Source organism: Ancylobacter gelatini, from assembly GCF_022601675.1.
GTDB lineage: Bacteria > Pseudomonadota > Alphaproteobacteria > Rhizobiales > Xanthobacteraceae > Ancylobacter > Ancylobacter gelatini.
In genome coordinates this window covers 1-23469 of the sequence record NZ_JAKVIL010000008.1, presented here as the reverse complement: position 1 = coordinate 23469, position 23469 = coordinate 1, and the positions used below count along the sequence as shown (strand labels likewise).

19 protein-coding genes are annotated in these 23469 nt (G+C 66.5%); 12 read left to right on the top strand and 7 right to left on the bottom strand.

Annotation, left to right across the window (positions count from 1 at the left end; genetic code table 11):
• Positions 1-35: 35 nt before the first annotated feature.
• Positions 36-593 carry a DinB family protein gene (locus tag MKI84_RS14470; protein ID WP_241620603.1) on the bottom strand — a complete coding sequence of 186 codons (558 nt, stop codon included), beginning with the start codon at positions 591-593 and terminating at the stop codon, positions 36-38.
• Positions 594-1597: 1004 nt separating this feature from the next.
• On the opposite strand from MKI84_RS14470, the gene ndk reads away from it, so the two are divergent.
• From ndk to MKI84_RS14445, 5 genes are all read left to right on the top strand, one after another.
• Positions 1598-2020 carry a nucleoside-diphosphate kinase gene (gene ndk / locus MKI84_RS14465; protein ID WP_241620601.1) on the top strand — a complete coding sequence of 141 codons (423 nt, stop codon included), beginning with the start codon at positions 1598-1600 and terminating at the stop codon, positions 2018-2020.
• A gap of 374 nt (positions 2021-2394) precedes the next feature.
• A complete protein-coding gene (locus tag MKI84_RS14460; protein WP_241620599.1) occupies positions 2395-3096 on the top strand; it encodes a TerC family protein in 702 nt (233 codons plus the stop codon).
• Between the two features lie 173 nt (positions 3097-3269).
• Entirely contained in the window at positions 3270-4013 is a 744-nt protein-coding gene (locus MKI84_RS14455; protein ID WP_241620597.1) for a TerC family protein, read from the top strand.
• 70 nt (positions 4014-4083) lie between these two features.
• Positions 4084-6186: a molybdopterin-containing oxidoreductase family protein gene (locus MKI84_RS14450; protein ID WP_241620595.1), complete on the top strand. Its 2103-nt coding sequence runs from the start codon at positions 4084-4086 to the stop codon at positions 6184-6186.
• A 74-nt stretch (positions 6187-6260) separates the two neighbouring features.
• Positions 6261-7091, top strand: coding sequence for a transglutaminase-like domain-containing protein (locus MKI84_RS14445; protein WP_241620593.1), 831 nt, complete (start codon positions 6261-6263; stop codon positions 7089-7091).
• Between the two features lie 10 nt (positions 7092-7101).
• Here MKI84_RS14445 and MKI84_RS14440 read toward each other — a convergent pair whose 3' ends face one another.
• The 4 genes from MKI84_RS14440 to MKI84_RS14425 all read right to left on the bottom strand — a co-directional run bounded on the left by MKI84_RS14440 (position 7102) and on the right by MKI84_RS14425 (position 10655).
• Positions 7102-7584: a DUF6790 family protein gene (locus MKI84_RS14440; RefSeq protein ID WP_241620591.1), complete on the bottom strand. Its 483-nt coding sequence runs from the start codon at positions 7582-7584 to the stop codon at positions 7102-7104.
• 118 nt (positions 7585-7702) lie between these two features.
• Entirely contained in the window at positions 7703-8356 is a 654-nt protein-coding gene (purN, locus tag MKI84_RS14435) for a phosphoribosylglycinamide formyltransferase (RefSeq protein WP_241620589.1), read from the bottom strand.
• Positions 8353-9435: a phosphoribosylformylglycinamidine cyclo-ligase gene (purM, locus tag MKI84_RS14430; protein ID WP_425353844.1), complete on the bottom strand. Its 1083-nt coding sequence runs from the start codon at positions 9433-9435 to the stop codon at positions 8353-8355. Before purM ends, purN begins: the two co-directional genes overlap by 4 nt.
• Before the next feature lie 74 nt (positions 9436-9509).
• A complete protein-coding gene (locus MKI84_RS14425) occupies positions 9510-10655 on the bottom strand; it encodes a benzoate/H(+) symporter BenE family transporter (RefSeq protein ID WP_241620585.1) in 1146 nt (381 codons plus the stop codon).
• Between the two features lie 230 nt (positions 10656-10885).
• On the opposite strand from MKI84_RS14425, the gene MKI84_RS14420 reads away from it, so the two are divergent.
• The 4 genes from MKI84_RS14420 to MKI84_RS14405 are packed head-to-tail and all read left to right on the top strand — an operon-like array spanning position 10886 to position 16533.
• Positions 10886-11974, top strand: a complete 1089-nt coding sequence (locus MKI84_RS14420; RefSeq protein ID WP_241620584.1) for an AI-2E family transporter — start codon at positions 10886-10888, stop codon at positions 11972-11974.
• Positions 11974-12699: a P-loop NTPase family protein gene (locus MKI84_RS14415; protein ID WP_241620583.1), complete on the top strand. Its 726-nt coding sequence runs from the start codon at positions 11974-11976 to the stop codon at positions 12697-12699. The genes MKI84_RS14420 and MKI84_RS14415 overlap by 1 nt, the downstream gene beginning before the upstream one ends.
• A gap of 23 nt (positions 12700-12722) precedes the next feature.
• Positions 12723-15014 carry an RNA degradosome polyphosphate kinase gene (locus tag MKI84_RS14410; protein WP_425353843.1) on the top strand — a complete coding sequence of 764 codons (2292 nt, stop codon included), beginning with the start codon at positions 12723-12725 and terminating at the stop codon, positions 15012-15014.
• Between the two features lie 4 nt (positions 15015-15018).
• Entirely contained in the window at positions 15019-16533 is a 1515-nt protein-coding gene (locus tag MKI84_RS14405; protein ID WP_241620582.1) for a Ppx/GppA family phosphatase, read from the top strand.
• 110 nt (positions 16534-16643) lie between these two features.
• Here MKI84_RS14405 and rnd read toward each other — a convergent pair whose 3' ends face one another.
• Entirely contained in the window at positions 16644-17807 is a 1164-nt protein-coding gene (gene rnd / locus MKI84_RS14400; RefSeq protein WP_241620581.1) for a ribonuclease D, read from the bottom strand.
• A gap of 142 nt (positions 17808-17949) precedes the next feature.
• On the opposite strand from rnd, the gene MKI84_RS14395 reads away from it, so the two are divergent.
• From MKI84_RS14395 to aspS, 3 genes are all read left to right on the top strand, one after another.
• Positions 17950-18417 carry a DUF992 domain-containing protein gene (locus MKI84_RS14395; RefSeq protein ID WP_241620580.1) on the top strand — a complete coding sequence of 156 codons (468 nt, stop codon included), beginning with the start codon at positions 17950-17952 and terminating at the stop codon, positions 18415-18417.
• A gap of 88 nt (positions 18418-18505) precedes the next feature.
• A complete protein-coding gene (locus MKI84_RS14390; protein WP_241620578.1) occupies positions 18506-19219 on the top strand; it encodes an MgtC/SapB family protein in 714 nt (237 codons plus the stop codon).
• A 130-nt stretch (positions 19220-19349) separates the two neighbouring features.
• Positions 19350-21122, top strand: coding sequence for an aspartate--tRNA ligase (aspS, locus tag MKI84_RS14385; RefSeq protein WP_241620576.1), 1773 nt, complete (start codon positions 19350-19352; stop codon positions 21120-21122).
• 63 nt (positions 21123-21185) lie between these two features.
• Here the strand turns inward: aspS and MKI84_RS14380 are convergent, their stop codons facing one another.
• Positions 21186-23186, bottom strand: a complete 2001-nt coding sequence (locus MKI84_RS14380; protein WP_241620574.1) for a hypothetical protein — start codon at positions 23184-23186, stop codon at positions 21186-21188.
• Between the last annotated feature and the right edge of the window lie 283 nt (positions 23187-23469).

The window sequence follows — 23469 nt, the reverse complement described above, 5'->3', positions numbered from 1 at the left end:
TGCCGGCGGGGGCAAGGGGGTGGGGGATCGCGCGCTCAGCCGGTCCGCGCGCCGCCCGTGCCGGTCTCGCGCTGGAAATAGATGAGGTCGAGCGAAGGGCCCCCGGCATTGCCGAGAAATTGGGTCAGCAGCGTGTGAGCCTGCCCACGATGATGGGTCTGGTGATTGAAGAAATGGTCGAGGGTAGAGGCCAGCGGCTGCGCGAAGCGCGCGCCGCTCGAATTGGTGTAGCTCAGCTCCGTGGCGAGGTCCGCTGCAGTCAGCCTCCCGACATAGCCGACGATCCGCTCGTCCTCGCGCGCACGCTCACGCCCGAGTTGCTCCAGTTCCTCGCAGATGATCGCGTCGAGACGGCCGGCGGTCGGCCCCTCTCCCGTGAAGCGCGCCATCCATATCCGGTCCGCCGCCAGCAGATGGTTGAGCGTGCCGTGGATGGAGCCGAAGAAGGCGCCGCGTTCCTCGCGATACTCCGCGCGGGAGACCCGGGCGCAGGCGTCCAGCAGCCGAGCGTTCGCCCATCGATTATAGGCGGCGAGATCCCGGTAGCGCGAGAGAAGCGACACCGGGGCGGGCGAGGCGGGAGAAACGACCATATGGGAAATCCTGCGGATCGGCGGTGAGCCGGGCGATGATGCGCTCTCGCTGGGCCCGGCGCCAATTCACAGCGGTGATGACATTGATCGCGCTGGCGCAATGGAAGGCCCCGGCCCTGCGGACAGGGCCGGGGTGCGCAGCACGAGGTCGGCGAAAACCGGCTGCGCTCTCCAGAGGGTCCGGCGAACCGGAACGTCCTGAACATGCCACGCCGCGCCCGCTCGCAGGCTGAACGCGGCGTTGTCTGGTGTTCATCGGAAGGCGACGCAGCCCCAAGGCATAAAAAAGCCCCGGCTCCCTTGGGGGAAAGGAGCCGGGGCACGATAAGCTCGCGTGGGGCTTGGGGGAGTGGGGGATGCCGCGAGCCTATTTCATCAAACCTGTCGAATCCCGTTGGTCGGCCGCCTCAGTAACAAACCGGGCGGTCTACCTTCACCATTCGGCCCGCGTCGCTCATCCAGCGGCTCTGGATAACGCAGTCACCGGCGATTTCCTCTGCAGGCATCTCGACGCTCGCGAGCGTGGGCTGCCGCTTGAAATAGCCACTCGTCGAACTGGCGCCAGCGAATAGGGCGGTAGCGCCCATCACAGTGGCTATGGCGCTTATGAAAACGGTCCTGAGCATGGCATTCACCTTCACCACCTGTTCCGGTGGAAAGTGCCACCGGGCCGTTATGTCGTCATACGTCTGCGCTCGCCTGCGGTTACCCACACCTGGCACATGAACGCCGGTTCGCGCCTACCCCGTGGGGTTCTGCGCGGCAAAGAACGAGACCAGTTCCGTTCCTGCATGTCCGTCGTGTGCCCTGTGCGATCCGTTAACGTGCGATTAACGTGTGGTGTGGCGCGAAAGTTCCAAGGGACTTTCATGAAAACGTGATTAACGCCGCGTCGGCGTGCTTCACTCGTCCATCGCGCAGGCGTCATCTTGTCGGGACGGTAACGCGCCGCTATAAGCCGCTGCGAAATCACTCCCTCCCTAAATCTCCAAGGAACGACCGCCATGGCGCTCGAGCGCACCTTTTCGATCATCAAGCCGGACGCTACCCGTCGCAACCTGACGGGCGCCATCAACGCCACCATCGAGAAGGCGGGCCTGCGCATCGTCGCGCAGAAGCGCATCCTTCTCACCCGTGGCCAGGCCGAGACTTTCTACGGCGTCCACAAGGAGCGGCCCTTTTTCGGCGAGCTCGTCGATTTCATGATCTCCGAGCCGATCGTCGTGCAGGTACTTGAGGGCGAGAACGCCGTCGCCAAGTATCGCGAAGTTATGGGCGCCACCAACCCGGCCAACGCCGCAGAAGGCACCATCCGCAAGGAGTTCGCGCTCTCGGTCGGCGAGAATTCGGCCCATGGTTCCGACAGCCTCGAGAATGCCGCGATCGAAATCGCCCAGTTCTTCTCGGGTAATGAAATCGTCGGCTGAGCTGCATCCGCGGCTCTGACTGCTTGACCTTACGGCGCGCCTCGCTCCAGATGCTGGAGCGAGGCGCTGCTGTTTTTGCGCAGCAATGCAACCCTGTGCGGCCGCAGCATCATTTTGGCAGGAATTTTCCTGGATGGGCTTGGCCACACCATAGATTATTATGTATGTTGCTTGGATATGGGCGCTGCGGGGGTCCGGCCACGGAGAAGTGGCCCGCAGCGGGGATAGCCGTTTTGGCGCGCCACGAGCGCCCGGGAGTGGGCCCGCCGGAGCCACCTCCTCTTGCCTCACCTTAAACCGGCGCGCCAACGCCGACTTGAACCATATCAAAAGCCCGTCCCAACGAGGACGGGTGGTGAGGGGAAACTTGTATCATGAGCTATCTTGAGCCGCTGTTCTGGCTGGCACTTCTGAAGATCATCTGGATCAATATCCTGCTTTCGGGCGACAACGCAGTCGTCATCGCCATGGCCTGCCGGTCGCTTCCCGACCGTCTTCGCCGCATTGGCATGATCATGGGTGCCGCCGTCGCCGTCGGTATGCGTATCGTGTTCACGGCCATCGTGGCCGTGCTGCTCGGCCTGCCCTGGCTGCGCATCCTCGGCTCCATCGCCCTGATGTACATTGCCGTGGATCTCGTGGTTCCCGAGGGTGAGGAAGGCGAGGGCGTCCATGGCCATGAGAGCCTGTGGCGCGCGGTCGGCACCATCGCCGTGGCCGACCTCGTGATGAGCCTCGACAACGTGGTCGCCATCGCGGCCGTGGCTGACGGCAACTGGACGCTGATCATCATCGGCCTCGTCATCTCGATCCCGATGATCGTCGCGGGCGCGGCGCTCATCATGAAGCTGCTGTCGCGCTTCCCATGGCTCGTGTGGGCCGGCGCGGCGCTGCTCGGCTGGGTGGCCGGCGAGATGTTCCTGTCGGACGTCAAGGTGCTGGATTATTTCGGCGAGGCCATGGTGCACCAGTTCGAATACATCGCCGCGGCGGCCGGTGCCGCCATGGTGCTGTCCATCGGGTGGTTGATCGTCCGCTTCAAGAAGAGCGCCCACTCCCCGCACGCGGGTAGCTGACACGCGGCGGTTCCCCTCGCCGGAAAGTGCCCGCGGTTCGCAGCCGCGGGCACTTTCAGTTCCGGGGGGACGGTTTGGTGTAATTTATTATGTATACCAAATCTTCCACCTCCGACCGGCGAGGTTGGCTTACCTCCAGACCCTTAGTCTTTTGAAGGACCAGAGAGGAAACGATGGATTTCTCTAGCCCGATCTTCTGGGTATCCCTGCTGCAGATCATCTGGATCGATCTTCTGCTCTCCGGCGACAACGCGGTGGTCATCGCACTCGCCTGCCGTTCGCTCCCGGAAAAGCAGCGCAAATGGGGCATCCTTCTGGGTGCCGGCGCTGCCGTGGGCCTGCGCATCATCTTCGCGCTCGCCGTCTCCTACCTGCTCGGCGTTCCGCTGCTGAAGGTGGTCGGCGCGCTGCTGCTGTTCTGGATCGCGATCAAGCTCGTCCTCGACGAGGAGGGCGGCGATCATCACGTCGAGAGCGCGGACAGCCTTTGGAAGGCCGTGCGCACCATTGCCATCGCCGATGCGGTGATGAGCCTCGACAATGTGGTGGCGATCGCCGCCGCCGCCCGCGGGCATGCCGAACTGTTCATCTTCGGCCTGCTGCTGACCATCCCGCTGATCGTCTTCGGCTCGCAGCTGATCCTGAAGCTGATTTCGCGCTTCCCGGCCCTGATCTGGTTCGGCGCGGCGCTGCTCGGCTGGATCGCCGGCGAGATGCTGGTCAGCGACAAGATCGTGCTCGAAACCATGCAGACCATGGCGACGGGTCTGGTCGAGGTGGTGGCCGATCCCGAGGATCCGATCGGCCTGAAGCCGACGGCGCTGCCGCATTATCTCGCGGCGGTGATCGGCGCGGCTTTCGTGCTGTCCTTCGGCTGGATCGTGAAGAGCCGCCGCCGCGAGGCCGCCGCTCACTGAGCGCTCCTGTCCGAACGGACAGTGTAAAAGGGAAGGGCGCTCCGCTACGATGGTGGCGGAGCGCTTTTTCATGAATCAACATAACCCGATCCGCACCGGCTATTCCGCCTGTCCGCATGACTGCCCGTCGACCTGTGCGCTGGAAATCGACATTTCCGGCGGGCGCATCGGCCGGGTGCGCGGCTCGAAGGACAACAGCTACACCGCCGGCGTCATCTGCGCGAAAGTCGCGCGCTATGCGGAGCGCGCCAACCATCCGGACCGGCTGACCCGGCCCCTGCGCCGCACCGGGCCGAAAGGCAGCTGCGAGTTCGAGCCGATGGGCTGGGACGAGGCGCTGGACACCATCGCCGCGCGCTTCCGCGCTGCCGAGGCGACGCACGGGCCCGAGGCGGTCTGGCCCTATTACTATGCCGGTACGATGGGGCTGGTGATGCGCGACGGCATCAACCGGCTGACCCACGCTAAGGGCTATTCTCGCTTCTTCTCCACCATCTGCACCAACCCGGCCTGGAGCGGCTTTCTCGCCGGTACAGGGCGCCTTGCCGGCCCCGACCCGCGCGAGATGGCGAAGAGCGACCTTGTGGTGATCTGGGGCACCAACCCGGTCTCGACCCAGATCAACGTCATGGCGCACGCCACCCGCGCCCGAAAGGAACGCGGGGCGAAGATCGCGGTGGTCGACGTCTATCGTTCGCCGACCATGGAGCAGGCCGATATCCCGGTGCTGATCCGCCCCGGCACCGACGGCGCGCTGGCCTGCGCGGTGATGCATGTGCTGTTCCGTGACGGGATGGCGGATCGCGACTATCTCGCGCGCCATACCGACGATGCCGCGGGGCTTGAGGCGCATCTACAGCTCCGCACGCCGGAATGGGCGGCCGCCATCACCAGGCTGCCGGCTGCGGAGATCGAGGCCTTCGCCCACGCGATCGGCGCCACGCCGCGCACTTTCATCCGCGCCGGCTACGGCTTCACCCGCTCGCGCAACGGCGCGGTGAACATGCACGCCGTGACCTGCATTCCGGCCGTTACGGGCGCCTGGAGGCACGAGGGCGGGGGCGTATTTCACACCAATGGCGCGATTTTCGCCTGGAACAAGCAACTCATCGAGGGCACGGGCGGCCCGGCGTCGCGGGCGCGCATGCTCGACCAGTCGCGCATCGGCGCCATTTTGTGCGGCGATGCCGAGGTGCTGGGCGGCGGTCCGCCGGTCACGGCCATGCTGATCCAGAACACCAACCCGGTCTCGGTGGCGCCGGAGCAGGACAAGGTGCGGGCGGGCTTTGCGCGCGAGGACCTGTTCGTCGCGGTGCACGAGCAGTTCATGACCGAGACCGCGCTGTACGCCGACATCGTGCTGCCCGCGACCATGTTCACCGAGCATGACGACATCTATCAGGGCGGCGGAAACCAGTATGTGATCGCCGGCCCCAAGCTGGTCGACGCGCCGGGGGAGTGCCGCTCCAACCATGAGGTGATCTGCGCGCTCGCCGAGCGTCTAGGCGCCGAGCATGAGGGTTTCGCGCTCAGCGCCCGCGCGATCGCCGACCGTACCTTGCAGGCCAGCCGGCGCGGCAGCTTCGCCGAGTTGGAGGAGAAGCGCTTCATCGACGTGCAGCCCGATTTCGAGACCGCCCATTATGGGCGCGGCTTCAACTGGCCGGACGGCAAGTTCCGCTTGAGGCCGAACTGGCCGAAAGTGCCTTATGCCGCGCCGGCGAAGTTCGGCCCGGTCGCCGACATGCCGGAATGGCCCGATCATTGGGGCGTGATCGAGGAGGCGACCGCCGAGTACCCGTTCCGGCTGGTAACGGCGCCGGCGCGCTCCTTCCTCAATTCCAGCTTTACCGAGACGCCGGGTTCTGTGGCGCGTGAAAAGCGCCCGGAGCTGATGATCCACCCGCAGGACGCCGCCGGCCTCGGCATCGCGGCCGGCGATGTGGTGCGGGTGGAGAGCGCGCGCGGCGGGGTGGAACTGCACGCTCGGCTGTTCGACGGCCTGCGACGCGGCGTGGTGGTGGCGGAATCGATCTGGCCGAACGGCGCCCACCGCGGCGGTCGCGGCATCAACGCGCTGACCGGCGCCGATCCGGTTGCGCCGGTGGGCGGCGCGGCGTTTCACGACAACCGGGTGCGGATCATTCGAGAACAGGCGCCCGCGACAGGCTGAACGGTATCGGGCGCATGGAACTTCGCGGCGGTTCAAACGTCTTGTCCGCGACCCGTTCAGCTGCAAGGTGCCCGATGAAATTCCGCGTCTCCTCCCGCCTCGACTATGAGGTCAAGCAGCCCACGCTGTTCATCCTGAACGTCGAGGCCGCGGCGCTGCGCAACCAGCGCATCCTCTCGGAGAGCTTGGTGCTCGATCCTCCGCAGGCGCTGGACCGCCATGTCGCCAGCGAGAGCGGGACGCGTCTTGTGCGCGTCATGGTGCAGCCTGGGCCGTTCTCGGTGAGCTACGACGCCGAGGTCGCCCTCGACATGCACGACGCCGACCCGGCGACGGTACCGGAGGTGCCGATCGCCGAGCTACCGCTCGAACTCGCGCCCTATCTTAATCCCAGCCGCTACTGCCAGTCCGACGTGCTGGCGCGTTTCGCCCACCGCGAATTCGGCGCGCTGCCGCCGGGCCACGGCCGGGTGACGCAGATCTGCAACTGGATCTACGAGCATGTCGATTACCAGAGCGGCACCTCGGATTCGCAGACCTCGGCCTATGACACCATGGTGCTGCGTGCCGGCGTGTGTCGCGACTTCGCGCATCTGGCGATCGCCTTCTGCCGGGCGCTCGGCATCCCCGCCCGCTTTGCCAGCGCCTATGCCTGGCAGCTCGACCCGCCGGATTTCCACGCGGTGTTCGAGGCCTATCTCGGCGATGCCTGGTATCTATTCGATCCGACGCGCAAGGCCGCGCTTCAGGGGCTGGTGCGGATCGGGGTCGGGCGCGACGCGGCGGACGCCGCCTTCGCCACGATCTATGGCGAGGCCGAGATGACAGGCATGAAGGTCGCGATCGAGGCTTCCGATGCGCAGGACGAGGAGCAGCCCACGGTACGGGCGGTCGGGATCGCCTGATCGCGCCCGTTCAGGCGATCTTCCGCCGTGCCAGCAAGTACAGCACGGGCAGCAGCACGGCGTAGATCAGCGTGATGACCAGAAGCAGCCCGAAATTGTTCTTCGAGGTGTCGCCCGCTTCGAACGCCTCGCGGAAATGACCGTAGGCGACCCCGAAGGAGAACAGGCTATAATAGCCGACGACCGGCGCCTTGAAATCCAGCGAGCGCCAGAACGACAAAATCGCGATCACCCCGATGGCGGCGTCGGCGACGCCTATCTCGAACTGGAATGGGCTGACCTCCCAGCCGATGCTCGCCGCCGCCATGTGCGGGAACGCGATGTGGAAGAAGCCGGCCCAGACATAGGCAATGCCGGTTGCCAGCAGCAGCCATTCCAGAAGGCGGGCAGGATAATCAGCGGGCCTTCCGGTCAATGCCGCCATGACGAAGGCGCCGACGAACAGGATGGCCGGCAGATTACCCAATACGAAGGCGATGGCCGTCTGAAACATCGCTTTCCCTTGCCCCCGACGTCAGGTCGATGCGCGACTTCCGCGCGCAGAGGATCGAACGTTGCCACGCGTCCGGCAAGTGGTATCGAAGTAATTCACTGGATGTAGACCAGCGGCCTCAGCCCGCCGGAGGCACCACCAGCGCGGGCGGGACGATCTCGAACTCGTCGATGGCGACACGGTTGCCGTCGACGCGTGCGCGCCCTTCGCTCACCAGTCGCAGAGCCGCCGGGTAGATGACATGCTCCTGCGCCAGCACGCGCGCGCCCAGCGTGTCGGGCGTATCGCCCTCCAGCACCGGCACGGCGGCCTGGATGATGATCGGGCCGACATCCATCTCAGGCGTCACGAAATGCACGGTGCAGCCGTGGATCTTCACGCCCTCGGCCAGCGCGCGCTCATGGGTATGCAGGCCCTTGAAGCTCGGCAGCAGCGCCGGGTGGATGTTGATCATCCGTCCGCGCCATTTCTGCGTGAAACCGGGGGTGAGCAGGCGCATGAAGCCGGCGAGGCACACGATGTCGGCCTGGGCCTCTTCCAGAGCGACGTCGAGCGCGGCGTCGAAGCTCGCGCGGTCGGCATAGGTCTTGTGATCGATCGCGAGCGTGGCGATTCCGGCGGCCTCAGCACGCACCAGCCCATGAGCATCCGGCCGGTTGGAGATGACGCGCACGATCTCGGCCGGGTAATCCGGGTTCGCCGCCGCTTCCAGCAGCGACATCATGTTGGAGCCGCGGCCCGAGATAAGGACGGCGACGCGTTTGCGGGTCACAGCGGCGCGTCCAGCGCCAGCGTGCCGTCATAGACGGTATGCGCCGCGCCCTCGCCGGGCTCGATGCAGCCCAGATGGATGACTTCCTCGCCGCCATCAGCCAGCGCGTCCGCGACTGTCTCGGCGTCCTCGGGGGCGCAGACCACGACCATGCCGATGCCGCAGTTGAAGGCGCGGAGCATCTCCTCGGGTGCGACATTGCCGGTCTGCGCCAGCCAGCGGAACACCGGCGGCACATGGAGCCCGTCGAGATCGATGCGCCCGACCGTGTGCTTGGGCAGCACGCGCGGCAGGTTCTCGGTCAATCCGCCGCCGGTGATGTGGGCGAGCGCCTTCACCTTGCCTGTCGAGCGGATCGCCCCGAGCACCGACTTCACATAAAGCCGGGTCGGCATGAGCAGCGCCTCGCCCAGGGTCTGGCCCTTGTGGAACGGCGCGGGTGCATCCCAACCGAGCCCCGAGACCTCGACGATGCGCCGCACCAGCGAATAGCCGTTGGAATGCACGCCGGAGGAGGCGAGGCCGAGCAGCACGTCGCCGGGGCGCACATTGGGGGAGGGCAGCAATTCGCCACGCTCCACCGCGCCGACCGAGAAGCCGGCGAGGTCGTAATCGCCATCGCTGTACATGCCGGGCATCTCGGCGGTCTCGCCGCCGATCAGCGCGCAGCCGGATTCCATGCAGCCCTTGGCGATGCCGGCGACGATCTTGGCGCCAACATCCGGTGCCAGTTTGCCGGTGGCGAAATAGTCGAGGAAGAACAGCGGCTCGGCGCCCTGCACGACGAGGTCGTTCACGCACATCGCGACGAGGTCTATGCCGATGGTCTCGTGGCGGCCGGTCTCGATGGCGATCTTGAGCTTGGTGCCGACGCCATCTGTGGTCGCGACGATAAGCGGGTCCTTGAACCCCGCCGCCTTCGGGTCGAAGACCCCGCCGAAACCGCCGATATCGGCATCCGCGCCGGCGCGGCGGGTCGCCTTGACCAGCGGCTTGATCAGATCGACCAGCCGGTTGCCGGCATCGATGTCGACGCCCGCATCACGATAGCTGAGGCCTTTTTCCGTACCGCTCATCATTGGCTCCCGAGGATTGAGAGGCGGATTAGCCGCTTATCCGCCGCCTCGCAAGGCGCGGCGCGCGTGCAAGGGTGTCAGCGCCGCCCGGCATGGTCGATGCCGAGTGCGATCAGGCCGGCGGCAAGACCCCAGAATGCCGAACCGATGCCCGCCATCGAGACGCCCGAGGCCGTGACCGCGAGCGTCAGCACCGCCGGGAAGCGGCGGGCCGGATCGCCCATCGCGGTGCCCAGCGCGTTCACCAGCGGCCCCAGCAAAGCGAGGCCGGCGAAGGTGGCAATCAGTGCCGCCGGCAGGGCGGCGATCAGCGCCACCAGCGCCGCGCCGGCAATGGCGAGCAGGATATAGAACAGGCCGTAGCACGGGCTCGCCATCCAGCGCTTGGCCGGATCGGGATGCGCTTCCGGTCCGGTGCAGATCGAGGCGGTGATCGCCGCGAGATTGGTCGTCAGCGAGCCGAAGGGCGCGGTAATCAGCGAGGCGAGACCGGTCACCGTCAGAATCGCGCGGGTCGGGGGCGTGTAGCCGGCCGCCTGAAGCACCGCGAAGCCCGGCAGGTTCTGCGAGGCCATGGTGACGAGATAGAGCGGCAGGCCGATGCCGATCAGCGCCTGGAGGTCGAATTCGGGCCAGATCAGCGTCAGCGTCGGCAGCGGCATATGCTCCGGCAGCGGCGCGACCTCGCCGAGGAAGAAGGCGAAGGCGATGCCGACGCCCAGCACCGCGAGCACCGCGCCGAACGGGCTGATGCGCCGCGCCACCAGAAACAGCACCACCAGCGGCAGCACCAGCATCGGGTCGACCTGCGCGCTGCTGAACACGGCGGTGCAGAAGCGGAACAGCACGCCCGCGAGCATGGCGGCGGCCACCGCGACCGGCAGGCGCTGCACCAGCGCCCCGAGCGGCTTGACCGCGGCGGTAACCAGGATCAGCGCGCCCACCATGAGAAAGGCGCCGACCGCCACATTGATCGAAAGCCCCTGCGAGCCGGCCACGAGCGCCGCACCGGGCGTCGACCAGGCGGTGATGATCGGCAGGCGGTGGCGCCAGCCCAGAAAGGCGCTGGTCGCCGCCATGGACAGGCACAGCCCGACCACGCCCGAGGAAATCTGTCCCGGATCGGCCCCGGCCGCCTGCGAGGCGGCGACCACGATGGCGATGGTTCCCCCGAAGCCGACCAGCGCGGCGACGACGGCGGAGGTGAGGACTGAGAAGCGCATGGAAATCATCGCGGCAGGTACAGGGATCACCGCCTTGTGCCACGCCGCAGCCGCCGCGTCACGGGTCCGAAGGACGGAGCCGCCGGCCGGCGCGGTGAATGAAAGGCGCACGGGCGGGTTGTGCATCGCACACGCGGGATTTTGCTGTATCAATGGCCTCAACCGAACTTCCGCCCTGTCTAGGGTATTGAAGCGGTGGCGGTATCCCTCGGGGACATTCGGACGGTGGCATGATCTGGCACAAGCAGGTGACGTTCTGGCTTTCGATGCTGGCGGTGTTCGTCGTGGCCTGCTGGCTGCTATCCAGCGTGCTGCTGCCCTTCGTCGCCGGCATGGCGCTGGCCTATTTCCTTAATCCGCTGACCACCCGGCTGGAGCGCTTCGGCCTGAATCGGCTGCTGGCCTCGCTGCTCACCATCTCGGTGACGCTGCTGGTCGGCATCGCGCTGCTGCTTCTGGTGTTGCCGATCTTCTCCTCGCAGCTCGCCGCCTTCATCACCAACCTACCCGAATACATCGTGAAGCTGCAAAATCTCGCGACGGGCGAGAAGGCGGACTGGCTGCGCTCGGTGATCGGCGACCGCATGCCGCAGATCCGGCAGGGGCTGAGCGACCTCGCCACCCAAGGCGCGGCCTATCTGCTCACCCTGCTGCAATCGATCTGGACCGGCGGGCAGGCTCTGCTCTCGGTGTTCTCGCTGCTGGTCATCACCCCGGTCGTCGCCTTCTACATGCTGAACGACTGGAACAGCATGATCGACAAGGTGGATTCCTGGCTGCCGGTGAAGCAGCGCCCGCAGCTTCGTGAGCTGGCACTCCAGATCGATCACGCCATTGCCGGCTTCGTGCGCGGGCAGTCGGCAGTGTGCGTCATTCTCGGCGCCTATTACGCGCTGAGCCTCACTCTTGCCGGGCTGAATTTCGGCTTCGTCATCGGCCTCGTCTCGGGAATGATCACCTTCATCCCCTATGTCGGCTCGCTGACCGGGCTGGTGCTGGCGGCTGGCGTCGCGGTGGTGCAGTTCTTCCCGGACTACACCATGATCGTGATCGTGCTGTGCGTCTTCTTCTTCGGCCAGTTCATCGAAGGCTACATTCTCCAGCCCAAGCTGGTGGGCGAGAGCGTGGGGCTGCATCCGGTGTGGCTCATGTTCGCCCTGCTCGCTTTCGGCTACCTGCTGGGCTTCCTCGGCCTGCTGCTGGCGGTGCCACTGGCGGCGGCGGTGGGCGTGCTGGTGCGGTTTGGCATCCAGCAATATCTGGCGAGTCCGCTCTATACCGGCGAGGAGCCCCCCGCCGAAGACGGGCTGGTGAGCTAATGGCCGCGCGCCAGCTGCCCCTAGATCTGCCGCATGCGGAGAGCCGCACGCGGGCCGATTTCCTGCCTGCCCCTGCCAATGAGCCGGCGCTGGCGCTGATCGACGCCTGGCCGGTCTGGCCGGCGCGGCTGGTGGCGCTGAGCGGGCCGGAAGGCTCGGGCAAGTCCCATCTCGCGGCCATCTTCGCCGAGCAGGCCGGCGCGCCGGTGCTGCCGGCGGCAAAGCTGGAAGCGGCGGCGGTGCCTTCGCTGCTGGCCGGCGGGGTGCTGGTCGTGGAAGATCTCGGTGAGGGGCCTTTCGACGAAACCGCGCTGTTCCACCTCATCAACCTCGTCGGCGAGCAGCGCGCGAGCGTCCTCGTCACCAGCCGCCGCCTGCCGGCCGCGCTGGCGCAGGAAGTGGCCACGCCGGACCTCGCCTCGCGACTTCGGGCAATGCCGGCCGTGCAGATCGGCGCGCCGGACGACCGTTTGCTGGCCATGGTGGCGGTGAAACTTTTCGCGGACCGGCAGATTTCCCCGGATGACACGCTGCTGAGCTATCTTCTGCCGCGCGTCGAGCGCTCGATCGGTGCGCTGCGTGATCTGGTCGCGGCGCTCGACCGCGAGGCGCTGGCCCGCAAGCGGCCGCTGACCCGCGCATTGGCGGCCGAACTGCTGCGCGAGCGGGCGCAAACCGGCGAGGCGGAGGGCGACATGCCGTCCGCCGGCTTCCCATTCACCTGAATTGACCTAAGGTTAAGCTCTCAATGTCATCCAGCGGTCATGAAGCGCGGCGAACTTCCCGGCGAACCAAGCGGGTAGCGAGCAAGAGCAGGGGAGCCGACATCGTGGCCGATACCGAGATGCAGCCGGTGCTGGAAGTTGTACCGGAGACGGCGCAGGCGGTGCAGCCCGTGACCCTGGAGGCCGATCTGATGGCCTCGCCGGAGCGCTTCATCAACCGTGAGCTTTCCTGGCTTCAGTTCAACCGCCGCGTCCTGGAAGAAGCGTCGAACAGCGCCCATCCGCTGCTGGAGCAGCTGCGCTTCCTCTCGATCTCGGCGAATAATCTCGACGAGTTCTTCATGGTGCGCGTTGCCGGCCTCAAGGAGCAGGTGCGCGAGGGTTATGGCGGCAAGAGCCCGGACGGTCTCACCCCGGCCGAGCAGCTTCCGCTGATCAGCGACGCCGTGGCCGGGCTCGCCAACGACCAGCAGGCTCGCTGGCGCGAGCTGCGCGTCAAGCTGAAGGAGGTCGGCGTCGTGCTGATCGACGGATCGGACGTGCTCAAGGCCGATCGCGCGGTGCTCGACGAGTTTTTCCTCAGCCACGTCTTCCCGGTGCTGACGCCGCTGGCCATCGACCCGGCCCATCCGTTCCCGTTCATCCCCAATCTCGGCTTCTCGCTGGCGCTTCAGCTGGCGCGCATCACGGATGGGCGGTCAATGAACGCGCTGATCCGCGTGCCCGCCAAGATCGATCGCTTCATCCGGCTGCCGGACGGCGAGAACGGCATCCAGCGCTTCATCACGCTGGAACAGATGATCGGTCTGTTCATCGGCCGCCTGTTCCCTGGCTATCAGGTGAAGGGGCAGGGCGGCTTCCGCGTCATCCGCGACAGCGACCTCGAAGTCGAGGAAGAGGCCGAGGACCTGATGCGCCTGTTCGAGAGCGCGCTGAAGCGCCGGCGTCTCGGGACGGTGATCCGCCTTGAGGTCGATGCCTCCATGCCCGAGGAGCTGCGCAACTTCGTCACCCGCGAGCTCGGCATCAAGGCTGACGAGGTGATGCTGGTCGAGGGCGTGCTGGCCCTGAACGAGTTCAGCCAGCTCGTCGGTGTCGATCGGCCCGACCTCAAGTTCAAGCCGTACAATCCGCGCTTCCCCGAGCGTATTCGCGACCATGCCGGCGACTGCTTCGCCGCCATTCGCGAGAAGGACCTCGTGGTCCACCACCCCTACGAGTCCTTCGACGCGGTGGTCCAGTTCCTGCGGCAGGCGGCGCGCGACCCCAATGTCGTCGCCATCAAGCAGACACTGTACCGCACCTCCTCCGACAGCCCGATCGTCAAGGCGCTGGCCGAGGCGGCGGAGGCCGGCAAATCGGTGACCGCGCTGGTCGAACTCAAGGCCCGCTTCGACGAGGAAGCCAATATCCGCTGGGCGCGCGACCTGGAGCGTGCCGGCGTGCAGGTTGTGTTCGGCTTCCTGGAGCTGAAGACCCATGCCAAGCTCTCGCTGGTGGTGCGGCGCGAGGGCGGCTCGCTGGCGAGTTACTGCCATGTCGGGACCGGCAATTACCACCCGATCACGGCGCGCATCTACACCGACCTGTCGTTCTTCACCGCCGACCCGGTGATCGGCCGCGATGTGGCGCGCATCTTCAACTTCATCACCGGCTATGCCGAACCCGCTGAGCTGGAGGCGTTGGCGATCGCCCCGCTGACGCTCAAGAAGCGCATCATCGACCACATCGACGCCGAGATCGAGTTCGCCCGCGCCGGCCGCCCGGCGGCGATCTGGCTCAAGATGAACGCGCTGGTGGACCCGACGGTGATCGACGCGCTCTATCGCGCCAGCCAGGCTGGCGTGCAGACCGACATCGTGGTGCGCGGCATCTGCTGCCTGCGCCCCGGCGTGCCGGGACTTTCCGAGAACATCCGGGTCAAATCGATCGTCGGCCGCTTCCTCGAACATCCGCGGATCTATGCCTTCGGCAATGGCCACGGCCTGCCGCACGCGGAAGCGGCGGTCTACATCTCGTCGGCCGACCTGATGCCACGCAATCTCGACCGGCGTGTGGAATCGCTGTGTCCGATCACCAACCCCACGGTGCATATGCAGATCCTCGATCAGATCATGGTCGCCAACCTTCAGGACAATCAGCAGAGCTGGCGCGTGTTGCCCGATGGCAGTTCTCAACGCATAGTGCCGGCCGAGGGCGAGGAAGCGTTCAACGCCCAACAGTATTTCATGACCAATCCGAGCCTGTCGGGACGTGGAAAATCGCTCAAGGACTCCTCGCCCCGCAGCCTCGTCCGCCGTCGCGACCGCGCGTGACCGCATGAGCGATATGCTGAGCGGGGCCGCAAACGGCCTCGTTTCCGGGGCGCCGACCGCTGTCATCGACATCGGCTCCAACTCGGTCCGTCTGGTGGTCTATGAGCGCCTCTCGCGCTCGCCGACGCCGATCTTCAACGAGAAGGCCTCCTGCGGCCTTGGTCGCGAGGTGCTCACCACCGGGCGCCTTAATGCCGATGCCGTGGCCAAGGCGCTGGCGGCATTGCGCCGCTTCCGCGTGCTGTGCGACCGCATGGGGGTTGGCAAGGTCTATGTGCTGGCCACTGCCGCCGCGCGCGACGCGTCGAACGGGCCGGAATTCGTGCGCGCCTGCGCTGAAATCTGCCGCACCGAGGTGGAGTTGCTCTCAGGCAAGCGGGAGGCTCAGCTCTCCGCGCTCGGCATCGTCTCGGGCGTCTATCACGCCAATGGCGTGGTGGGCGATCTGGGCGGCGGCTCGCTTGAGTTCGCGGACCTGCACGGCCACAAGATCGGCAGCGGCGTTACCTTCCCGCTCGGCGGGCTGGCGCTTCAGGACACGTCCGGCCGCTCACTGAAGAAGGCCGACAAGATCGTCAAGGATGCCTTCGCCAAGGACAAGCACCTCGAACATCTCAAGGGCCGTACCTTCTACGCGGTGGGCGGCACCTGGCGCGCTCTGGCGCGGCTGCACATGTTCCAGCGTGGCTACCCGCTGCATGTGATGCACGGCTATATCGTGCCGGCCAAGGAGATGCTGGAATTCGTGCGCCTGGTGCGCCGCGTTCCCATCGACACGCTGTCGCGCATCGACACCGTGGCGGAAGGGCGCCGGCCGCTGCTGGCCTATGGCGCGCTGGTGCTGGAGCACATCATTCGTATCGGTAAGCCGGCGAACATCTTTATTTCCGCGCAGGGCGTGCGCGAAGGGCTGCTGTTCGAGCTGCTGCCCGAGGCCGACCGCCCGGTCGATCCGCTGCTGTCCGCCACGTCGGAGCTGAACGAGCTGCGCTCGCGCTCGCCGGTCCATGGTTGGGAGCTGATCGACTGGACCGACCGCTTCATGGCGTCCACCGGCATCGAGGAAAGCGCGGAGGAGAAGCGGCTGCGCCACGCGGCCTGTCTTCTGTCCGACATAAGCTGGCGCGCGCATCCCGATTATCGCGGCGAACAGGCGCTCAACCTGATCGCCCACGCCGCCTTCATCGGCCTCGATCATCCCGGCCGCGCCTTCCTGGCGCTGGCGATCTATTACCGTCATGTCGGGCTGATCGACGAAGATCTGTCGCCGCGCATCCGCGAGCTGGTCTCGACCCGCTTCCTCGACCGCGCGCGCATCCTCGGCGCGGTGATGCGGGTTGGCTACATCCTCTCGGCAGCGATGCCGGGCACGCTGCCGCTGGCGCCTCTGGTCGTGGATCGCGGCAAGCTGACGCTGCATCTGGAAGGCGATCTCGCCCCGCTGGCCGGCGACCGCATCAACAGCCGCCTGCGCACGCTGGCCCGGCTGATCGGCCGCGAACCGGTGGTGGTGACCTGAGCCTGGTCACCGCGGTTCATCGACGCCTGTCGTTGGAAGGCCCGTCCCGCGCCGGTGGTGCCCGGCGCGGAGATTTGCCGCGATCTGCGCAGCAAGAAAGCTGATTCCGTTCAGGCGGGCTTCGCCTCGCGCTCCAGCGCGATCACCCGGCCGCGCTGCATGGCGAGGGCGAGGCGGCCGGATTTCAGCGCCAGCGCCTGCTCGCCGAACAATTCCCGGCGCCACCCATGGAGCGGCTGCACGTTCGGCTCGTCCTCGGCGGCGATGCGTTCAAGATCGTCCACCGTCGCGATCACCTTGGCGGCGACGCCGTGCTGCTCCGAGGTCATGCGCAGCAGCACCTTGAGAAGCTCCACCGTCGCCGAGGCGCCGTTGGAGAGCGGGCGGTCGCGATCGATGCGCGGCAGCGTTTTCGGGTCGCGCGCAAGGCCGGCCTTCACCGCTTCGATGATCTGCTCGCCCGAGCGGGAACGCTCGAAGCCCTTCGGGATCGAGCGGAGCTGGCCGAGCCGTTCCGGGGTGGTGGGGTGCTGGGAGGCGATCTCCCCGATCACGTCGTCCTTAAGGATGCGCGAGCGCGGCATGTCGCGCGACTGGGCCTCGCGCTCGCGCCAGGCGGCGATCTCCATCAGCACGGCCAGATCCTTGGGCTTGCGTGCGCGGGCCTTCAGCCGCTCCCACGCCCGCTCGGGCTCCTGGCGATAGGTCTCGGGCGAGGTCAGCACCGCCATTTCCTCGCCGACCCAGTCGGCGCGGCCGCGCTTCTGGAGGTCGGCGTCGAGCTTGCGATAGACGTCGCGCAGATGGGTGACGTCGGCTTCCGCATAGGCGATCTGAGCGACCGAGAGCGGGCGGCGCGACCAGTCGGTGAAGCGCAGCGACTTGTCGAGCACATCGCCTGTGATGCGCTGCACGAGCTGGTCGTAGGAAATGGAATCGCCATGGCCGAGCACCATGGCCGCGACCTGGGTGTCGAACACCGGATGGGGAATGATGCCGGCGAGGTGCCAGACGATCTCGATGTCCTGCCGCCCGGCATGGAACACCTTCAGCACCTTCTCATCAGCCATAAGGGCGAAGAAGGGCGCAAGGTCGAGCCCGTCGGCGATCGCGTCGATCACCACCGCCTCGTCGGGGCTGGCGAGCTGCACGACGCACAGCTTCGGCCAGAAGGTGGTCTCCCGCAGGAATTCGGTATCAACGGTTACGAACGGGTGGCTGGCCAGCCGTTCGCAGGCCGCGGCGAGGGCGTCTGTCGTTGTGATCATATCCATGGCTACATGCTTCATAACGGAGTCGCGTGCGGGAGACGACAGGCAATTGCGCAGAATTGGTACAGAAGCGTTAACCATGCGCCGCTAAATTCGATGCCGGATTTGAGCCGGCAGAGGGGCCGGCCGAAGTGAGGAAACCACCATGAAGAATGTGCTTCTTGCTGCCGCCTGTGCGGTGGCCCTCGGCGCGCTGCCGGCCTCGGCCGCCGACAAGGTCGATGCTGGCGTGCTGGTTTGCAATGCCGGCACCTCGATCGGGCTGATCGTCACCTCCAAGCAGGAGCTGAGCTGCACCTTCACCCCCGCCGACAACAGCGCGGTGCAGAAATATGCCGGCACCATCGAAACGATCGGCCTCGATCTCGGTGTCACCGGCGGTGGCGTGATGACCTGGGGCGTGCTGGCGGTGGCCAAGCAGGTTCAGTCCGGCGCGCTGGCCGGAAAATATGCCGGTGCCACCGGCAATGTCGCGGTCGGCGTCGGCGTCGGCGCGAATGTGCTGGTCGGCTCCGGCAATTCCTTTGCGCTCAACCCGGTCTCGGTCGAAGGCAATGTCGGCGCTTCTCTGGCGCTCGGCGTCGCGGGCCTGACCCTGCGTTACGTGCCCTGAGAATAAAGCCGGATCATCATCCGGCTGCTGACAGGCGGCCCGGCCCGGTTGGCCGGGCTGGCTTTGGGGAGGGTGCGGGGGAGGGCTCATGTCTCCACTCGTCAATGGCTATGACGCACTGTCGATTGCGCCCAACCTTCTGCTGGCGGTGGCGCTGGGCGGCCTCGTCGGTCTGGAACGTCAGTTTCGCCAGCGCTTCGTCGGGCTGACCACGCACGCGCTGGTCGCCCTCGGCGCGGCTGCCTTCAGTTCGCTCGCTATGCTGATCGAGAGTTCCGTCGATGTTCGCATGGGCGGGCAGGTCGTCACCGGCATCGGCTTCCTCGGCGCTGGGCTGATCATGCGCGACGGCCTCAGCGTGCGCGGGCTCTCCAGTGCCGCGACGGTGTGGGCGACAGGGGCCATCGGCACGCTCGCCGGCTACGGCTTTCGGATCGAGGCAATGGAGACGACCGGCCTCGTCATCGCCATCAATCTCGTGCTACCCCGCCTCGGCGGCCTGCTGGAGCGCTACTCGCCGGAGCGCGAGGCCGTCGAGCGCTTCTACGTTATCGAGCTGAAGTGTTCCGCGAAGGACGAGGCGGAAATCCGCGCGCGCCTTCTGGCGGCGATGCAGGTACACGAATTGCGGCTTCACGCACTGGAAAGCCACGCCCTCGCCGCCACCGGCGCGGTGGAAGTCGAGGCCATCGTCTACAGCGCCCGCCAGGAGGATGAACTGGTCGAGCGCCTCGTCGGCGAGTTGAGCGCGTCGCCGCAGATCTTCGCGGCGAAGTGGACATCGACCGCCCCGCCGGAATAGCGGGCATGCTGCCCGGCCCGGTTGGACATTGACAAACGGCGTGCCGGCATGCACCCCTCCGCGCGCCCCGCGAGAGGGGTGTTGTCCTTTGCCGGCCTGTGATGGCCGGAAGCAGCCTCGGGAATACACCATGCACCGCTATCGCTCGCACACCTGCGGAGCCCTTCGCGCCGGCGATGTCGGCACCACCGCCCGGCTCTCGGGCTGGTGCCATCGCATCCGCGATCATGGCGGCGTCCTGTTCATCGATCTCCGCGACCATTACGGCCTGACCCAGGTCGTGGTCGATCCCGACAGCCCGGCCTTCAAGCTCGCCGAGACCGTGCGCTCGGAATGGGTGATCCGCGTCGACGGCCGCGTGCGCAATCGCCCGGAAGGCACCACCAACGCCGAGTTGCCGACCGGCGAGGTCGAACTCTACGCCACCGAGATCGAGGTGCTCGGCCCCGCCGCCGAGCTGCCGCTCCCGGTGTTCGGCGACATCGATTACCCGGAAGAGACGCGGCTGCGTTACCGCTTCCTCGACCTGCGCCGCGAGAAGCTGCACAAGAACATCATGACCCGCGGCGCCGTCATCGACGCCATGCGCGCGAAGATGAAGGGGCAGGGCTTCTTCGAGTTCCAGACCCCGATCCTCACCGCCTCCTCGCCGGAGGGCGCGCGCGACTTTCTGGTGCCGAGCCGCATTCACCCCGGCACCTTCTACGCGCTGCCGCAGGCCCCGCAGCAGTACAAGCAACTGATCATGATGAGCGGCTTCGACCGCTACTTCCAGATCGCCCCCTGCTTCCGCGACGAGGACCCCCGCGCCGACCGCCTGCCGGGCGAGTTCTACCAGCTCGACCTGGAGATGAGCTTCGTCGAGCAGGAAGACGTGTTCGCCGCCGTGGAGCCGGTGATTACCGGCGTGTTCGAGGACTTCGCCAACGGCAAGCCGGTAAGCAGGAACTGGCCGCGCATTCCCTATGCGGTGTCGATGCGCAAATACGGCACCGACAAGCCGGACCTGCGCAACCCGCTCGAAATGCAGGAAGTCTCCGAGCATTTCCGCGGCTCCGGCTTCAAGGTGTTCGCGCGCATGCTTGAAGACACGAAGAACGAAGTGTGGGCGATCCCGGGTCCCGGCGGCGGTTCGCGTGCCTTCTGCGACCGTATGAATTCGTGGGCGCAGGGCGAGGGTCAGCCGGGCCTCGGCTACATCATGTGGCGCGAAGGTGGGGAGGGCGCCGGCCCGCTCGCCAACAACATCGGCCCGGAGCGCACCGAGGCGATCCGCCAGCAGCTCGGCCTCGGCGCCGGGGATGCGGCGTTCTTCGTCGCCGGCAACCCGGAGAAGTTCGTCAAATTCGCCGGCAGCGCCCGCACCAAGGTGGGCGAAGAGCTGAAGCTGGTCGATTTCGACCGCTTTGAGCTGGCCTGGATCGTGGACTTCCCGTTCTATGAGTGGAACGAGGACGAGAAGAAGGTCGACTTCTCGCACAACCCGTTCTCCATGCCGCAGGGCGGGCTGGACGCGCTGAACGGGCAGGACCCGCTGACCATCAAGGCGTTCCAGTACGACATCGCCTGCAACGGCTACGAGATCGCCTCCGGCGGTATCCGCAACCACCGTCCCGAGGCGATGGTGAAGGCGTTCGAGCTGGCCGGCTATGACGAGGCGACGGTGGTCGAGCGCTTCGGCGGCATGTATCGCGCGTTCCAGTATGGCGCGCCGCCCCATGGCGGCATGGCGGCGGGCGTCGATCGCATCGTGATGCTGCTGTGCGGCGTCACCAACCTGCGCGAAATCTCGATCTTCCCGATGAACCAGCAGGCGCAGGATATCCTGATGGGCGCGCCGGCGCCGGCTAGCCCCAAGCAGCTGCGCGAACTGCATATCCGCACCAACCTGCCGGAGAAGTGAGCGCCGCGCGCGCTCGTCTCCGATCGGAAAGAAGCCCGGCGGTGCTCCCGCCGGGCTTTTGCGTTACGGCGTATCGATGACCTCGACCTCGACCTCGTCGATCAGGCTGGTCGGGTCGTCCTGCAGCGCCTGCACCATGGTCAGCACGGTCAGCGCGTCACCGCGCGGGGTGACGCGCAGCGCGATCGTGCCCATGGGCTTCTGCAGAAAGGCGACCAGCGCCTGCACCGCCGGATCGAGTTCGGGGCGCTCCGAAACGGTCTGCCCGAGCAGGAGTTCCGCAAAGCCGGCGAAGAGCTGGCGCAGCGTCTCCGCCGGAATGCCCTGCTGCTGGGCCGCTTCGTCCAGCTTCTGCTGGTACAGCCCGGAATCAACCAGCGTGACCTCCAGCGAGGCGAGATTGGCCGCCAGCGCCGCAGCTGTCACGCCCTCGGGCTCGTCCGAGAAGATCGTGCTGTCGACGTCGGTAAAGACCGCGCTGGCATTGAGCGAGAAGGCATCGGAAATCTCCAGATAGACCGGCGTTACGCTCACGCTTTGCTCATCCGCGTTCCACTGCGCGTCAATATCGAGCGCGATGCTGGCGCGGGTGATGCCGCCGGGCAGGACCTGCGAGACCGGCTCATCGGATTCGAGCGCGTCAGTCGGGCCGGCGGCGCGCAGCGTGGCGGTGAACTGCGTCGGCAGCGCGCCCTCGGCGGCGGTCCAGGCGAGCTGGAGCTTGTCGATGGTCGCCGGGTCCTTGCCTTTCGTCACGGTCGCCCGGGCATTGAGGAGGTCGAACCGTCCCAGCAGGCCGAAGCCGCGCATGAGGAAGCCGATATCCCCGGTGGCGTGCGGATCGTCCACGCTATCGGCCGCCATGCGCATCATGGCGCCGGGGCGCAGGCCGCCCAGGGTCAGTTTTTCAAAACTCGCCGGCTTGTCGGGACCGTCCGTTCCGGTGAAGTCCTCCAGCGAGATCTGCGAGATCTGCCCGGCATCGAAGGCCCCGACCCGCATGGTCGCGAGTTGCGCCTTCGAACCGTCCGGCTGCGAGGTTTCCAGCCCGGAAAGGGTGGCGCCGCCGATGCGCAGCGCGTCATAGATGTCGGCGACGCCCCGCAGCAGGTCGGCCGTGTCGTCGGCCGAAGCCGGCTCGCCGCGCGCCATCTGAAGCTGCACCCGCTCGGCCGTCGCCAGCAGGCTTTCGGCCGGAACCGCCGAGGGCTTGATCGCGATGTCGCGCAGTTCGATCGCCTTCCAGCTCTGGTGAAGGCCGTTATCGGTGCCGATGTCGTAGCCGTCGACGGTGACCCGTCCGTAGAGCGTGCGAAATTCGCTCTCCGCCTGCCGCCGCGTGGGATCGAGCAGGATCAGGGCGCCGGCGAGGTCGACGCCGGACGCGGTGACGCGGCCGATCCGCCCGCTGCCGGCTTCGGCGCCTGCTCCGGAGATGCGAAAGCTCGACGGCTCCAGCGTGAGGGTTGCGATGAGGCCCTTGTCGAGCGTGTCGACGGTGATCGCGCCATGGGTCATGTCGGTCTCGACGAGATAGGCCCCGCTGCCAGCGTGGCTGGAGCCTTTGGCGCCGGGTATCGCGATCTTGCCGATCGAACTCGCCTCGAGAAGGGCGAGCAGGAGCTGCGCCGGCTCCGGCCCCGAGGCCACGACTTCGGTAGGCCCGTTCACGTCGGTCAGCTCGATCAGCGGCGCGTCATAGCGCCCCGCGACGCCCGGCGAGAACGGCAGCGGGCCGACGAAGCTCACGCCGTGGACGTCGATCCGCTGCGCCCCCATACGGGCCGGCGCCGGCTGGGACAGGCCGTCCGCGGTGACCCCGGCAATTTTCAATGTGCCTCGGCCCGGGACAGAAAACACGAGGTCGTCTATATCAAGCCGGCGGTCGAACAGGTCGAACTCGACCTTGCCGCTGCTTCCGTCGATACCGGCGGCCTTGAGGTTGAGAAAAAACGCGTCAACCTGTTGCCGTGCCTGGTAGCCGACATAAAGTGTGAGCCCGAAATAGCCGCCAACCCCGGCGGCGAGCAGAGCAATCAGCCCGATTAGAAACGTTTTGCGCATGCGATCACGACCTGGAGCGGCACCAGCGATCCGTGCTGAATCGCGCTGCCTCCCGGAAATCTTATTCCAACAGCCCGATCGCGGGCATTACAAAAACCGAGACTCGTTGTACGGCGGGGGCGAACCCCATTTTTCGCCGACAATTCGGGGAAGGAAACGCTATGGCCTCGTATATCTCTGACGACCTGCGCTCGGGTGCGATGATTTATCATCGCCTTCCGCGTCCTGGTAAGCTTGAAATTCAGCCGACGAAGCCTCTTGCGAACCAGCGGGACCTTGCACT